The organism is Dokdonella sp. (assembly GCF_017744955.1).
In the GTDB taxonomy this organism is placed as follows: Bacteria; Pseudomonadota; Gammaproteobacteria; order Xanthomonadales; family Rhodanobacteraceae; genus Dokdonella_A.
In genome coordinates, this window is the sequence record NZ_JAGIAG010000001.1 from 952,311 (window position 1) to 966,810 (window position 14,500).

12 protein-coding genes are annotated in these 14,500 nt (G+C 69.0%); 8 read left to right on the top strand and 4 right to left on the bottom strand.

What is annotated here, in order from left to right:
- The first annotated feature begins 18 nt into the window (after positions 1 to 18).
- From J7520_RS03890 to hemC, 4 genes are all read left to right on the top strand, one after another.
- Complete coding sequence (locus J7520_RS03890) at positions 19 to 690, top strand: dienelactone hydrolase family protein (protein WP_291184246.1); 672 nt, start codon at positions 19 to 21, stop codon at positions 688 to 690.
- An 87-nt stretch (positions 691 to 777) separates the two neighbouring features.
- Complete coding sequence (locus J7520_RS03895; protein WP_291184249.1) at positions 778 to 1,854, top strand: sensor histidine kinase; 1,077 nt, start codon at positions 778 to 780, stop codon at positions 1,852 to 1,854.
- A complete protein-coding gene (locus tag J7520_RS03900; protein ID WP_291184251.1) occupies positions 1,851 to 2,582 on the top strand; it encodes a LytTR family DNA-binding domain-containing protein in 732 nt (243 codons plus the stop codon). The genes J7520_RS03895 and J7520_RS03900 overlap by 4 nt, the downstream gene beginning before the upstream one ends.
- Positions 2,579 to 3,490, top strand: a complete 912-nt coding sequence (hemC, locus tag J7520_RS03905; protein ID WP_291184255.1) for a hydroxymethylbilane synthase — start codon at positions 2,579 to 2,581, stop codon at positions 3,488 to 3,490. The genes J7520_RS03900 and hemC overlap by 4 nt, the downstream gene beginning before the upstream one ends.
- Positions 3,491 to 3,506: 16 nt before the next feature.
- Here hemC and J7520_RS03910 read toward each other — a convergent pair whose 3' ends face one another.
- The 4 genes from J7520_RS03910 to J7520_RS03925 all read right to left on the bottom strand — a co-directional run bounded on the left by J7520_RS03910 (position 3,507) and on the right by J7520_RS03925 (position 9,360).
- Positions 3,507 to 4,319 (bottom strand): DUF481 domain-containing protein, encoded by an 813-nt coding sequence (locus J7520_RS03910; protein WP_291184258.1) that lies wholly within the window; start codon positions 4,317 to 4,319, stop codon positions 3,507 to 3,509.
- A gap of 254 nt (positions 4,320 to 4,573) precedes the next feature.
- On the bottom strand, positions 4,574 to 5,590 hold the full coding sequence (locus tag J7520_RS03915) for a DmsC/YnfH family molybdoenzyme membrane anchor subunit (RefSeq protein WP_291184261.1): 1,017 nt from the start codon (positions 5,588 to 5,590) through the stop codon (positions 4,574 to 4,576).
- Positions 5,591 to 5,599: 9 nt separating this feature from the next.
- Positions 5,600 to 6,355, bottom strand: coding sequence for a 4Fe-4S dicluster domain-containing protein (locus J7520_RS03920; protein WP_291184264.1), 756 nt, complete (start codon positions 6,353 to 6,355; stop codon positions 5,600 to 5,602).
- On the bottom strand, positions 6,352 to 9,360 hold the full coding sequence (locus J7520_RS03925) for a molybdopterin oxidoreductase family protein (RefSeq protein WP_291184267.1): 3,009 nt from the start codon (positions 9,358 to 9,360) through the stop codon (positions 6,352 to 6,354). The genes J7520_RS03920 and J7520_RS03925 overlap by 4 nt, the downstream gene beginning before the upstream one ends.
- A gap of 99 nt (positions 9,361 to 9,459) precedes the next feature.
- On the opposite strand from J7520_RS03925, the gene J7520_RS03930 reads away from it, so the two are divergent.
- The 4 genes from J7520_RS03930 to J7520_RS03945 all read left to right on the top strand — a co-directional run bounded on the left by J7520_RS03930 (position 9,460) and on the right by J7520_RS03945 (position 14,437).
- Positions 9,460 to 10,032 (top strand): DNA-3-methyladenine glycosylase, encoded by a 573-nt coding sequence (locus J7520_RS03930; RefSeq protein ID WP_291184270.1) that lies wholly within the window; start codon positions 9,460 to 9,462, stop codon positions 10,030 to 10,032.
- A gap of 157 nt (positions 10,033 to 10,189) precedes the next feature.
- On the top strand, positions 10,190 to 11,173 hold the full coding sequence (locus J7520_RS03935) for a YafY family protein (RefSeq protein WP_291184272.1): 984 nt from the start codon (positions 10,190 to 10,192) through the stop codon (positions 11,171 to 11,173).
- Positions 11,170 to 12,135, top strand: coding sequence for a patatin-like phospholipase family protein (locus tag J7520_RS03940; protein WP_291184277.1), 966 nt, complete (start codon positions 11,170 to 11,172; stop codon positions 12,133 to 12,135). Before J7520_RS03935 ends, J7520_RS03940 begins: the two co-directional genes overlap by 4 nt.
- Before the next feature lie 571 nt (positions 12,136 to 12,706).
- Positions 12,707 to 14,437, top strand: coding sequence for a S53 family peptidase (locus tag J7520_RS03945; protein WP_291184280.1), 1,731 nt, complete (start codon positions 12,707 to 12,709; stop codon positions 14,435 to 14,437).
- Positions 14,438 to 14,500: the final 63 nt, after the last annotated feature.

The window sequence follows — 14,500 nt, forward strand, 5'->3', positions numbered from 1 at the left end:
CCGCATCCGACAATCCCCATGCCCCTTCCCTGCGTCGAAATCGAAACCGCCCCCAATCCGCGTCACGCGATCGTCTGGCTGCACGGCCTCGGCGCCGACGGCAACGACTTCGCGCCGATCGTGCCGGAACTGGTGGACCGCGCCTGGCCGCCGCTGCGCTTCGTGTTTCCGCATGCGCCGGTGCGGCCGGTGACGATCAACAACGGCATGCCGATGCGCGCCTGGTACGACATCAAGGGCGCGGCGATCGCCGACAAGCAGGACGAGCCCGGCATGCGCGCGTCGATCGCCGAGCTGGACGCGCTGATCGCGCGCGAAGGCGAGCGCGGCATCGCGCCGGAGCGCGTGCTGGTGGCCGGTTTCTCGCAGGGCGGCGCGATCGCGCTGGCCGGCGGCACGCGCCACGCGGGGCGGCTGGCCGGCATCGTCGCGTTGTCGACCTACCTGCCGCTGGCCGAGAAGACCTTCGCCGAGCGCAGCGCGGCGAACGCGGACACGCCGATCTTCATGGCCCACGGCAGCCACGATCCGATCGTGCCGCAGGCGCTCGGCGAGTTCAGCCGCGACGCGCTGGCGAGCTTCGGCTACCGCGTCGAGTGGCACAGCTATCCGATGGCGCACCAAGTCTGCATGGAAGAGATCGCCGCTCTGCGCACGTGGATCGGCGCGCGGCTGGCCGCTGCCGGCTAGCCCGCCCCGGGCCGGCGGAGAAGGCGCTTTTCCGTATCGCGACCGCCTGCGCAGGCGGTCGCCGCGCCGGCCTCTATACTGCCGCCCATGGCTTCGGGGGAACCGGGTAGCACTCATTCGACGCGCGCGGACATCCAGTCCGCGCCGAACTGGCTGCCGCAGTTTTGCAGCGCGCCGACGCTGTTCGCGGTGATGGTGGTGGCCGAGCTGGTCGCGCTGGTGATCGTGCTCGCGCCGGAGGCCGAGGCGCGTCCGCTGCTGCCGCGGCTCGGCGTCGCCAGCGTCTACGTGCAATGGCTGGCGCTGCTCAACGTGGTGGCGCTGTGTTCGCTGCGCGTGCCGCTGGCGCGGCTCGGCGCACGTGCCGCGTATTCGATCGCCTGGGCGTTGGCGATCGCGATCACCGCGCTGGCGAGCGCGGTGATCGCACGCATGGACCAGGCGCTCGGCCTCGCCTTGAGCGTGCCGCCGGAGGCGAGCGTGCGCTTCGTGCTGGCCAATGCGGCGATCTGCGCGCTGATCGCGGCGGCGCTGCTGCGCTATCTGTTCGTGCTCGAACAATGGCGCGAGCGCGTGCGCGCGGCGTCGCGCGCGCAGGTCGAGGCCTTGCAGGCGCGCATCCGCCCGCATTTCCTGTTCAACAGCATGAACACGATCGCGAGCCTGATCCGCACGCGCCCGGTCGAGGCCGAGCACACGGTGGAGGATCTGGCCGACCTGTTCCGCGCGGCGCTCCGTTCCGATGCTTCCCTCGGCACGCTCGGCGAGGAGCTCGACCTGGTCGACCACTATCTGCGCATCGAGCAGCTGCGCCTCGGCGAGCGCCTGCGCGTCGAGCGCGAACTCGCCGCCGCGCCGCGCGAGCTCGCTGTGCCGCGCCTGCTGCTGCAGCCGCTGATCGAGAACGCGATCAATCACGGCATCCAGCCGCTCGCCGACGGCGGCACGATCGCCGTGCGCGCGCGGCCGCACGAGGACGGCGTGGAGATCTCGATCGGCAATCCGCTGCCTCCCGACGCGCCGGTGATGCGCAACGGCGTCGCGCTGGCGAACGTGCGCGCCCGCGTCGAGTACCATTTCGGCGCGCGCGGCGAGCTGCGCGTGCAGGCTGGACCGGAAACCTTCCTGGTCGTCCTGCGTTTGCCCGGGAGGCTGCAACGATGAGGGTGCTGCTCGCCGATGACGAGCCGCTGGCGCGCGGGCGCCTGGCCGCGATGCTGGCCGAGATCGGCGACGTCGAGGTGGTCGGCGAGGCCGGCAACGGCCGCGAGGCGCTGGAGGCGGTGATGCGGCTGCAGCCCGATCTGATCCTGCTCGACATCCGCATGCCGGTGATGGACGGGCTCGAAGCGGCGCGACATCTCGCCGCGCTCGACGCGCCGCCGGGGCTGATCTTTTGCACCGCGTTCGGCGATCATGCGCTGGCCGCGTTCGAGGCGAATGCGGTCGACTACCTGGTCAAGCCGGTGCGCGCGGAACGCCTGCAGGCGGCGCTGAAGAAGGCGCGGCGCTGGAACGGCGAAGATGCGCGCACGCTCGGCGCGATCGAGGCCGAGCGGCGCCGCACGCACCTGTGCGCGCGCGTGCGCGGCAGCCTCGTGCTGGTGCCGGTGGCCGACATCGACTATCTGTTGGCCGAGGACAAATACGTGATCGTCCGCCACGCCAAGGGCGAAGTGCTGATCGAGGAACCATTGAAAGCGCTGGAACAGGAATTCGACGGGCGCTTCGTGCGCATCCACCGCAACTGCCTGGTCGCCCTGGGCAAGCTGAGCGGCCTCACGCGCGCGCCGGACGGGCGGCTGTTCGCCAACGTCGGCGGCGTGGCGACCACGCTCGAAGTCAGCCGCCGCAATCTGCCGGCGCTGCGCAAGCTGGTGCGCAACCTGTGAAGACGCTGCGCATCGCCACCCGGCGCAGCGCGCTCGCGCTGTGGCAGGCCGAACACGTGGCCGCGCGGCTGCGCGCGCAGCACGCGGATCTGCAGGTCGAGCTGGTCGCGATGACCACGCGCGGCGACCAGATTATCGATCGTCCGCTCGCCGCGATCGGCGGCAAGGGATTGTTCCTGAAGGAGCTCGAAGTGGCGATGTTGGAGGGGCGCGCCGATCTCGCCGTGCACTCGTACAAGGACGTGCCGATGGAACTCGAGCCGGGCTTCGCGATCGCCGCCGTGCTCGAGCGCGCCGATCCGGCCGACGCCTTCATCAGCAACGAGCACGCGCGTTTCGGCGACCTGCCGCGAGGCGCGCGCGTCGGCACGTCCTCGCTGCGCCGGCAGGCGCAGTTGCGCGCGCTGCGGCCGGATCTCGAACTGCTGGATCTACGCGGCAACGTCAATTCGCGCCTGGCCAAGCTCGACGCCGGCGACTACGCCGCGATCGTCCTCGCCTGCGCCGGCATCGAACGTCTCGGTTTGGGCGGGCGCATGCGCGAGCGGCTGGCGCCGCCGTCCTGGCTGCCGGCGGTGGCCCAGGGCGCCATCGCGGTCGAATGCCGGCAGGGGGACGCGGAAGTCGCCGAGCTGCTGGCTCCGCTCGACGATGCGAGCACGCACCGCTGCACCGCGGCCGAGCGTGCGATGAATCTTCGCCTGCACGGCAGCTGCACGGTGCCGGTCGCCGGCTACTGCGTGGAGACCGAGACCGGTCTCGCATTGTGGGGGCTGGTCGGCGACGCCGCCAGCGGCCGCCTGATCCGCGCCGAGGCCGAAGGTCCGGCCGACGATCCGCGAACGCTCGGCGAGCGCGTCGCCGCCCTGCTGCGCGAGCAGGGCGCCGACGCGATGCTCGGACGGTGAGTCCGGGCTTGCGGACTTACTTGGCGCCGAAGTTGTAGACCAGGTTGGTCGTCATCAGCTGGTCGTTCTTCTTGATGCCCGGCGCGACTTCGGAGTTGTGGCGGATCTGATAGCCGACCTTCAGCGCGAACGACTTGTTGATCGCGACCTGCAGGCCGGCGTCGTTCTGGATGAAGGTGTTGTCGCTGCCCGATTCGACCAGCAGCGTGTTCACGAACGAGGTCGTGTCGCTGAAGTTGTGCTTGTAGGCGATCAGGCCGCGGCCGACGATTTCGCCTTCCGCGTCGAAGCGGTGACGCACTTCGCGGCCGTCGACGATTTCCGGACCGAGCACGTCGACCGGCTTGTAGCGCTTGTAGCCGGGGCCGACTTCGAACGACAGCTCGTCGCTCTGGTTCTTCAGCATCGTGTAGCCGTAGCCGATCGAGGCGACCGCCTGGTAGTCGAACGGCGAGAAGTCGTCGTTCTCGTAGCGCAGCGCGCCGACGATGTAGCTGCGCTCGTCGAGCTTGTAGGCCGACGACAGGCCGGTCTCGTAGCGGTTCGCGTTCAGCTCGTAGGCCTTGCGGAAGCCGATGTCGCCGTTGCCGTCGATGTACGGCGTCTTCACTTCGCCCTTGGCGCGCAGCGCGGTCAGGTAGAAGTTGTGCTTCCAGGTCTCGTCTTCCTTGGCGAACTGCAGCTTGGCGTTGAGGTTCTCGGACTTGGCGTTGCCGCGCGCGGCGGCGAAGCCGACTTCGCCCGAACCGGACCAGCCATAGTCTTCGGCGGCGACGGCGCTGAGCGGCAGCGCGGCGAGCAGGGCGAGCGGAAGCAGATGCTTGTTCATGGAATTCTCCTCGGGACGTTAAGAAAGCGGGGAAGTTCTTCTAAAAAGCGACCGAAAGAACGGTCGCAGTCAGATCGCCCGAGTGCGCCACGGCACCGGCACGCGCCATCGGGTTCGCTGCGGCGATCCGCACGGATCGCGAAAATCTTCAAAAAAAAACCGCAAGGGGGGCTTGCGGTTGGAGCGCGATGGTATGCACGCGGACTAAACCCTGCGTGAACCGCCCGGTGAACAAGCGTTGCGGACGGCGCGGTTCAGCGGCCGTAGTAGGCGATCACCGCGTGGCGCGCTTCGGCGAAGAACAGCCAGCGTTCGACGAACAGGCCGAGCGTGCCCCCTGTTAGGGCAAGCCAGGAGGCCGCCGGACCGATCGCAAGACCAAGCAGGAACCCGACTATCGGTGAGAAGAGGATCAGCCCGAAGGCGATCGCGCGCAGCTTACGCGAGTGCTTGCGGGCAAGCACAAAGCCCATTTCGCGCGTCAGATAGTTTTCCTCTGTGTGCGGCGCTTCCAGCGGACGCGTGATGCCGAGGAGTTCGAGGCCGACTGCATGGCCAGTGCTGATGTGTGGTTGCGTGTCGAGCGAGCGCCAGTAGCGATATTTCAGCCATACGCATGGGATCGCGACCATAACGGTGATGACACATAGGGCGTCCCGCACGGACATCCACGCGAAGTCGCTACGCGCCATTGCCGTGGCGAAGAGCAGCCCACCGTAGAGCGCCAGGAGCAGATAGGCTGCCACGACCTTTCGGTCGTGCCACGCCCGAATGGTCTTGAGGCTTGAATAGATGTTCGCCGTGCAATAGACCGTTATCAGAGCCCCGGCCGAGAGGCATATTCCCAGAAGCGGCAGGGCGAACATGCTCCAGAAGGGCGCGAAAACCCAAGAGGGATGGTTGGTCGTCCAGACGAGGAACCCGGTCAATGCAAGTAGGCTCGCTGGAACGAAGGTCACTAGCGCGGCGATTCCCTCGCGTGACAGCCATGAGCTGCGCCACTGCGACAGAGCGCGCCAGGCGCGTTTGGGTTTCCCTAGATGCGCCAATGAGCAGAGCAACCCCGTAGCTACCAGTGCGAAGGCGAGTAAGAAGCTCACCAGGTTTGTGAGTGGAAGATTGCACAGACTCCCTGGAAGGCGGCTCATTGAGGATTCGTCCAGGGCGAAACAAAGTGGGTGCGTGGCAAGACTTATGCCCGCGAGAAACCATGCGCCGTATCCAATGCCGGACAGCACGGTGAAGCAGATGATCGAAAAGGTCGGTCGCATCGGCCTGCCTCAGCGCGACAGCACGCGGTCGAGCCAGCGCAGCACGCCGGGGAGTTTTTCGCGCTCCAGCGTTTCTTCGCGGGCCGGCGCGGGTGACGCGCTCGCCCCGTCGCGCCGCGGTCGCGGCGGCAGGTAGCGATTGACGGGCTTGTAGCCGAACTCCGGCATCAGCGCGTAGCCGTCGCGTTCGGCGACGAGCCTGGACACCGGCGATTGCGCGTCGCCGAGGTCGCCGAAATGCCGCGCGCGCGTCGGACAGGCCATCACGCAGGCCGGCTGGCGGTCGGCCTCGTCGAGCGTCTCGTTGTAGATGCGGTCGACGCACAGCGTGCATTTCTGCATCGTGCCCTTCTTCGCGCTGATCTCGCGCGCGCCGTACGGGCAGGCCCAGGCGCAGAGCTGGCAGCCGATGCACTTGTCCTCGTCGACCAGCACGATGCCGTCTTCGGCGCGCTTGTAGCTGGCGCCGGTCGGGCAGACGGTGACGCAGGCCGGCGTCTCGCAGTGCAGGCACGAGCGCGGGAAATGCACGGTCAGTTCGCGCGCGCCTTGCGGTGTTTCCTGTTCGACCGCGTAGGTGTGCACGCGATTGAACCACACGCCGTTCGGCTCGCCGCCGTAGGGATCGGCGTCGGGCAGCGGGCCGAACTCGCCGCCGTCGTTCCATTCCTTGCACGCGACCGCGCAGGCGTGGCAGCCGACGCAGATGTCGAGGTCGATGACCAGGCCGAGCTTCTTCGGCGACGGGGAGGGCAGCGAAGTCATGCGGCGTCCGCCTTCGGATTCCGTGGTGCCGTCGACATCTCGATCCGATGGCCCGGCTCGCACGGCGACGGGTCGCGTTCGATGCGCACGCGCAGGTCGAACCAGGCGGCCTGGCCGGTGACCGGGTCGGCGTTCGCGTAGCTCGCGTCGTCGAGCGATTCGCCGATCAGGTGGTTGAGCAGGAAGCCGTCGCGGTTCTCCGGCGCATCGCCGGCGAGCTTCCACGCGCCCCTGCGCTTGCCGATCGCGTTCCAGGTCCACACCGTGCCCGGCGCGGTGCTGGCGTGGTGCCGGGCCTGCACGCGGATGCGGCCGCGCGGCGCGGCGAGCCAGATCCAGTCGCCGTCGTCGATGCCGTTGGCGGCGGCGGTCTGCGGGTGCAGGTAGAGGAAATTCCGCGTCGCGATCTGCCGCAGCCAGGCGTTCTGCGAACCCCAGGCGTGATACATGAACATCGGGCGCTGGGTGATCGCGGAAAGCGGGAAGTCGTCGACGTCGTGCGCGCGGGAGCGGGCATCCGCGGTCGTCAGCGGCGATCCGCCGAGCGACGCGTACCAGAACGGCAGCGGATCGAAATACCGCGCCACGCGCGCACGATCCTTGGGCGGCGGCTGCGTCGCGCCGTGTCCCTGCGCGGCGAGGCGGAACCGCTGCAGCGGCTCGCAGTAGAACTCGAGCACGATCGGCGCGTTCGAGCCGACGAAGCCGAGCGACTTGGCCCAGTCCAGGTAGTCGCGATTGGCCATCTTGTAGTAGCGCGCCGCGGCCGGGATTTCGCGATGCCAGTAGCAGCCGTGCTCGGCGTAGCGTTCGAGCTGGTCGGGATTGGGCAGACCGATGCCGGCCTTGGTGCCGTCCGCACCGCGCCAGCCGGCGAGCAGGCCGATGCCGGGGGCGCGTTCGTGCTCGGCGATGTATTGCGCGTAACCCTGCGGATACTTCGGCGCGCCGTCGTCGTCGACGAGGCCGGGCAGCTTCAGGCGCGCGCCGAGGTCGAGCAGCACGTCCTGGAACGGGCGCACGTCGCGATCGGGCGCGACCACCGGCCGGCGGATCGCGTCGCTGGCGCCGTCGGCGTCGGAGATCGGCCGATCGAGCAGGCTGATGCAGTCGTAGCGTTCGAGATAGGTCGTGTCCGGCAGCACCAGATCGGCGAACGCGACCGTTTCCGAATCGTAGGCGTCGGCGTAGATGATGCGCGGGATCGCATACTCGCCGGTGGCCGGATCGCGCGCGCAGAGCATCTCGCGCGTCGCCGTCGTGTTCATTGCCGAGTTCCAGCCCATGTTGGCCATGAACAGGAACAGCGTGTCGATGCGGTAGGGATCGCCGGCGACCGCGTTGGCGATCACGTTCTGCAGCATGCCGTGCGCGGCGAGCGGGTGCTCCCAGGAGAACGCCTTGTCGATGCGGCGCGGACTGCCGCCGGCGTCGACCACGAGATCCTCCGGCGCGTGCACGTAGCCGAGCGGGCCGGCGTCGAGCGCGCCGTTCGGCTTGCGCGATTTTCCGGGGCGATTGGGCGGCGGTGCGGATTTCGGATACGGCGGCTGGTAGCGGAAGCTGCCCGGCGTGTCGATCGCGCCGAGGATCATCTGCAGCAGATGCAGCGTCCGGCAGGTGTGGAAGCCGTTGGCGTGCGCGCTGATCCCGCGCATCGCGTGCATCGCGACCGGGCGGCCGGTCATCTGCGCATGCTCGCGCCCGTGCGCGTCGGTCCAGGGCTGGTCGAGCGTGATGGCTTGCTCGAATGCGGCTTCGGCGAGTTCCCGCGCGAGGCGGCGGATCGTCTCGGCCGGTACGCCGCAGACCGGAGCCGCTGCATCCGGTGCGTAGTCGTCGGCGAGATAGCGTTCGGCGAACAACTGGAACGAAGGAACCGCGCGGCGGCCGTCGGGCAAGGTGACTTCACCGACGACGAGCGGGGAAATGCCGGGGGCGTCGGCGCGGGTCACTGTCGGGCCGGGGCGTTTCGCTCCGGGTTCCCTCACCCGCGCCTGCGGCGCGACCTCTCCCGCACACGGGAGAGGTGACGGCGGTTCTTGCTCTCCCGCACGCGAAGCAGGTGACTGCCATTCTCCCTCGCCCGCTTGCGGGAGAGGGCCGGGGTGAGGGAAGTCTTGCGCCGCCGCCGCATCCTCGGATGCCCGCACCGCGCACAGCGGATGACCGTCCGCATCGCGCGCGAACAATCCGTCCTCGGCGCCGCCCGGATCGCGAATCACCAGGTAGTGCGCATTGGTGTAGCGCACCAGATACTCGAGATCGACGCGATCCGCGCGCAGCAGCTCGTGGATCAATGCACCGGCGAGCAGCCCGTCGGTGCCCGGATTGATCGGCACCCATTCGTCCGCGATCGCGCCGTAGCCGCTGCGCACTGGGTTGATCGCGACGATCTTGGCGCCGCGCGTCTTGAGCTGGCCGAGGCCCAGCTTGATCGGGTTGGAATCGTGGTCTTCGGCCACGCCCCACAGCATCAGGTACCTGGTCAGCGCCCAGTCGGGTTCGCCGAATTCCCAGAAGCTGCCGCCGAGCGTGTACATGCCGGCGGCGGCCATGTTGACCGAGCAGAAGCCGCCGTGCGCGGCGTAGTTGATCGTGCCGAAGGCCTGCGCCCACCAGCCGGTCAGCGCCTGGCTCTGGTCGCGGCCGGTGAAGAAGGCGAGTTCGTCGGGATTGCGCGCGCGGATGTCGCCGAGCCACTGCGTCGCCAGCGCCAGCGCCTCGTCCCATTCGATCTCGCGGAACTCGCGCGCGCCACGTTCGCCGACGCGCAGCAGCGGCTTGCGCAGGCGTGCCGGCGAATAGTGCTGCTTGATGCCGGCCGAGCCCTTCGCGCAGATCACGCCGCGATTGACCGGGTGCGCGGGATTGCCGTCGATGTAGCGCACGCGGCCGTCCTTCAGATGCACCCTGATTCCGCACCGGCACGCGCACATGTAGCACGTGGTCGTGGCGATCTCGTCGCCGGTGGGCAGGTTCAGATTCAGATGAGCGTGCGGCACGGCAACGGTGTGCGGCTGGCGAAGCGGCCATGGTAGCGGATGCGCCGCCGGCGCTGCCTACAATGGCGGACGCTTCCGCACTCACGTCCCGCTCGAATCATGGCCGAACCGAAGATCCTGCCGCGCTCGTTCTATCGGCGCGATCCGCGCGAGGTCGCGCCGGATCTGCTCAACAAGCTCCTGCTCGGTCCCGACGGGCGTGTCGGCCGCATCGTCGAAACGGAAGCCTATTGCGGCGCGATCGACGCGGCGGCGCATTCGTTCCGCGGCCGCACGCCGCGCAACGCGACCATGTTCGGGCCGCCCGGCCATCTCTACGTGTACTTCACCTACGGCATGCACTGGTGCGCGAACGCGACCTGCGGCGACGGCACGGCGGTGCTGCTGCGCGCGCTGGAGCCGCTGCGTGGGATCGAGCGGATGCGTCTGGCGCGGCCGCGGGCGCGCAGCGAGCGCGAGCTGTGCAGCGGTCCGGCACGGCTGTGCCAGGCGTTCGGCATCGACGGCGCCGACGACGGCGTCGATCTATTGCATGGGCGCGTGCGCATCGCCGGCGATGGCACGCCGCCGCCGGCCGAGCCGGCGGTCGGGCCGCGCATCGGCATCACGCGCGCGGCCGAGGAGCCGTGGCGCTGGTACGTGCCGGGCAATCCGCATGTGTCCGGGCGTTAGCGGAAAAGCACGAGCAGGGCCCTGCAAGGAGGCGGCGTGACGGAGGCGTGCGATGCGTCCGTCGCGGCAGCGGTCGTGGACGATCGCACGAAGACCGCGGAGCGGCGCCGGCGGCTGTGACAAACTAGCCGGATCGACCGCCCTCACATTGCGCGCCATGGACCGTTACGAACGCATCCTGACCCTGCATCGCCTCCTGAAGTCGGCGCGCTATCCGGTGCCGTTCGCACGCCTGAAGGACGAGCTGGCCTGCTCGCGCGCGACGCTGTACCGCGACATCGCGTTCCTGCGCGACGCGCTCGGCGCGCCGATCGAGAGCGGCGGCGGCGAGGAGGCGACCTTCCACTACGCCGCCGACGAGGCCGAACGCTTCGAGCTGCCGGGCCTGTGGCTGACCAGCGAGGAACTCGCCGCGCTGCTCGCGCTGAACGAGCTCCTGGTGAAATCCGACCCCGGCGTGCTGGCCGGCGCGCTGGCGCCGTTCCGCGCGCGCATCGAGCGCCTGCTGTCGGACCATTCGAGCGGTCGCGCCCTGCCGGTCGAACGCATCCGCGTGCTCGCCAGCGGCTCGCGCAGGCTCGACCAGAACGCGTTCCGCGTCGTCGCCGGCGCGCTGCTCAATCGCCAGCGCCTGAAGTTCCGCTATCGCGCGCGCTCGACCGACGCGCAGACCGAGCGCACGGTCTCGCCGCAGCGACTCGCGCATTACCGCGACAACTGGTATCTCGACGCCTGGGACCACAGCCGCGACGCGCTGCGCAGCTTCGCGCTCGACCGCATCCGCGAGCCGCAGCCACAGGACGAGCCGGCGCTGGACCGCGAGAGCACCGAACTCGATGCACACCTCGCTTCGAGCTACGGCATCTTTTCCGGCGCGCCGAAGGCCTGGGCCACGATCCGCTTTTCCACGCACGCCGCGCGCTGGGTCGCCGACGAGCACTGGCATTCGCAGCAGCAGGGCGCGCGTCTGCCGGACGGCCGCTACGAACTGAAGCTGCCCTATTCGAACTCGCGCGAGCTGCTGATGGACGTGCTGAAGTACGGCCCGGACGCGGAAGTCGTCGCGCCGGTGTCTTTGCGCGAAGAGATGAAGATCCTGCTGCAGCTCGCGCTCGGCGCGTATCAGGGGGCGCCGGCGTGAACGACGAACCGACCGCGCTGCCGAGCTCGTCGCAGGATCTCGCGCCCGAGCGCGGCACCTCGGTCTCGCTGGTGCTCGGCTCCGGCGGCGCGCGCGGCTACGCGCACATCGGCGTGATCGAGGAGCTGGAGGCGCGCGGCTACGCGATCCGCTCGATCGCCGGCAGTTCGATGGGCGCGCTGGTCGGCGGCATCTATGCGGCCGGCAAGCTGGCGAGCTACGCCGACTGGGTGCGCCCGCTGCAACGCCTGGACGTGTTGCGCCTGCTCGACTGGACGCTGAGCGGCGGCGGCTTCATCAAGGGCGATCGCATCATCGGCGTGCTGCGCGATCTCGCCGGCGACACCGACATCGAGGAGCTGCCGATCCCGTACACCGCGGTCGCGGTGGACCTCGACCAGCAGCGCGAGGTCTGGTTCTCGAAGGGGCCGCTGTTCGACGCGATCCGCGCCTCGATCGCGATCCCGACGATCATCCGTCCGCACCACTACCAGGGTCGCCTGCTCGTCGACGGCGGCCTGCTCAATCCGCTGCCGGTCTCGCCGACCTTGCGCGATCGCACCGACGCGACGATCGCCGTCGACGTCAACGCGGCGCCCGAGCCCTTGTCCGGCGGCGACGATCCGAACGTCGGCGGCGTGCCGGACCTGGCGCCGGCCGCGCCGGCGCGGCCGCGGCATCGCATCGCCGAGTTCATCGAGACGCAGTTCGCCAGGCGCGCCAAGCGCGGTGCCGCGCACGAGCCGGGCGCGTTCGAACTGTTCGCGCGCTCGCTCGACATCGTGCAGGAAACCATCACGCGGCTGAAACTCGCCGCGCAGCCGCCGGATCTTCTGATCACCATTCCGCGCAACGCCTGCGCGTTCTATGAATTCCACCGCGCCGAGGAGCTGATCGAACTCGGCCGCCAGCGCACGCGCGAGGCGCTGGCACGCTGGTCGAAGCCGCCCTCCGGCGGCTGAGGGTGAGCCATGGTTGGCGAACGGGAAGCGCTCCATGGATGGACTCTGGTGGGAGAGCCGCTCCGCCCTCCGGCGGCTGAGGGTGAGCCATGGATGGCGAACGGGAAGCGCTCCATGGATGGATTTTCGTGAGAGAGCCGCTCCGCCCTCCGGCGGTTGAGGGTGAGCCATGGATGGCGAACGGGAGGCGCTCCATGGATGGATTCTCGTGAGAGGGCCAGTACACCCTCCGGCGGCCGAGAAATCACGACTGTGCCGCGCTTCGCACATCCCGGCGAAATCCACCCGCCGTCGGCTGTGAATTTCCCGCCCGCATCGTCAGGATTTTGAAAGCTTCGTTTGGTTAGCGTCGGTTCGCTGCGATGTCGGTCGTGCGGGAATCGATGTGCCGGACGGAGTCGGGGTGGGCCATCGCTCGTCGCGCGATCCCCTGGGTTTCACTGTCGATTCCGAAGCCGGGGGAAGCTTCTCGCCCGATCCGCCACGCAGCCCGGCACGGGTCGGCTGGAGCCGATCCGCAGAGCGTCCCTCCACGACGCTGGAGGGACACCCCTTCTTCGAGGAGCGTACGATGATCCACAGAACGAGCGGTTCCCACGCGTGTCCCACGCGCCTGGCGGTCGCGCTGTCGTTGGTGTTGTCACTACCCGCCGTCGCCGCGGTCGCCGCGCCGGTGCAGGCTCGAGACTATGCGTGGACGCAGACCGCCACGCGCGCGGTCGACATCAGCCGCGCGTCGCTGACCGGCTCGGTCGCCGACACCGCACCGATGCCGATCGTCGTCGCCCTGAAGCTGCGCAACGAGAAACTGCTGGACGACTACATCGTCGAGCAGCAGCGCCCCGGCAGCGTCGCCTATCACCAGTGGCTGACCAGCGAAGAGTCGACGGAAAACTTCGCGCCGACCGCCGATCAGGCGCAGGCCGTGGCCGACTATCTGACCGGCATGGGCTACGCCAACGTCGAGATTGCCGCGAACCGGCTGCTGGTGACCGCCGACGGCACCGCCGGCACTGCGCGGCGCGCCTTCAACACGGATTTCGCGCGCGTGGCGAGCAAGAACGGCGACGACGTCGCCAACGTGCGCGACGCGCAGGTTCCGGCCTTCCTCGGCGGCATCGTGCAGGGCGTCTACGGCCTGCAGACGTTGAACCGGATGCACACCTATTCGCGCGATCCGCAACCGCTCGGCGCGGCGAAAGGCCGGCACGGCGGCGCGTCCGTGACGGCCACCACCAACTACTACTTTCCGCATCAGTTCCAGACCGTCTATCACGCCGGCAACACGCCGAACGGACGCAGCACGGCGGTCGCGATCATCGGTTGGGGCAGCATGACCAAGTCGGTCAGCGATCTGGCGCACTACGAGTCGGACTACGGCATCACCGCCGTGCCGACTTCGGTGGTGACCGTCGGACGCACGAGCCGGGACAATTCCGGTGAAGGCGAATGGGCGCTCGACGCGCAGGCCATCGTCGGCATCAGCGGGGGGGTGAAGTCGCTGACCTTCTACGCGTCCTACTCGGCGACCGACGCGAACCTGCTCAACACGATCAACCGCGCCGTCAGCGACGACACCGCCAAGGTCGTCGACATGTCCTGGGGCGGCTGCGAAACCTCCGCCTCGTTCGCCGATGCGCAGTTCAAGATCGGCGTGACGCAGGGGCAGACGTTCTCGGCCTCTTCCGGCGACAACGGCGCCTATGCCTGCGGCAGCATCCCGAACGGCAACGGCAGCTACGGCACGCAGCGCGGCGTTTCGGATCCGGCGAACTCGCCGTACGTGATCGCGGTCGGCGGCACCACGCTGACGACGGATGCGAGCCAGAACTACGTCGGCGAGGTGGCCTGGCCCTACGGCGGCGGCGGCGTCAGCGGCTACGAAGCCAAGCCGGCCTGGCAATCGGCGCTGAGCGGCAGCTATCGCCAGCTTCCGGACGTCGCCTTCGACGCCGACTGGGACAACTCGCCCATCGCCTATTACCTCAGCGCCAGCGGCACGCGCAGCGCGGGCTATTACCTGAACGGTGGCACCAGCCTCGCTTCGCCCTTGTTCGTCGGCGCGTGGGCGCGGCTCGAGTCGGCGCACGGCAACGGCATCGGTTTCGCGCCGAAGGCGTTGTACGCCTATTCGTCGAGCTATCCGTTCCACGACGTGACGCAGGGCCAGAACGGACCGACCGCCACCTACTACTCGGCCAAGGCCGGCTACGACAACACGACCGGGTGGGGCAGCTTCGACATCCAGGCGGCGAACACCTTCATCACCAACACGCCGGGTTTCGTCAGCGCGTCCAACTAGAAGGCGGTTCGGACCGGCACAGGGACGTGCCGGGCGAGCGCAGGGCCTGCCGTGCGGCGGGCC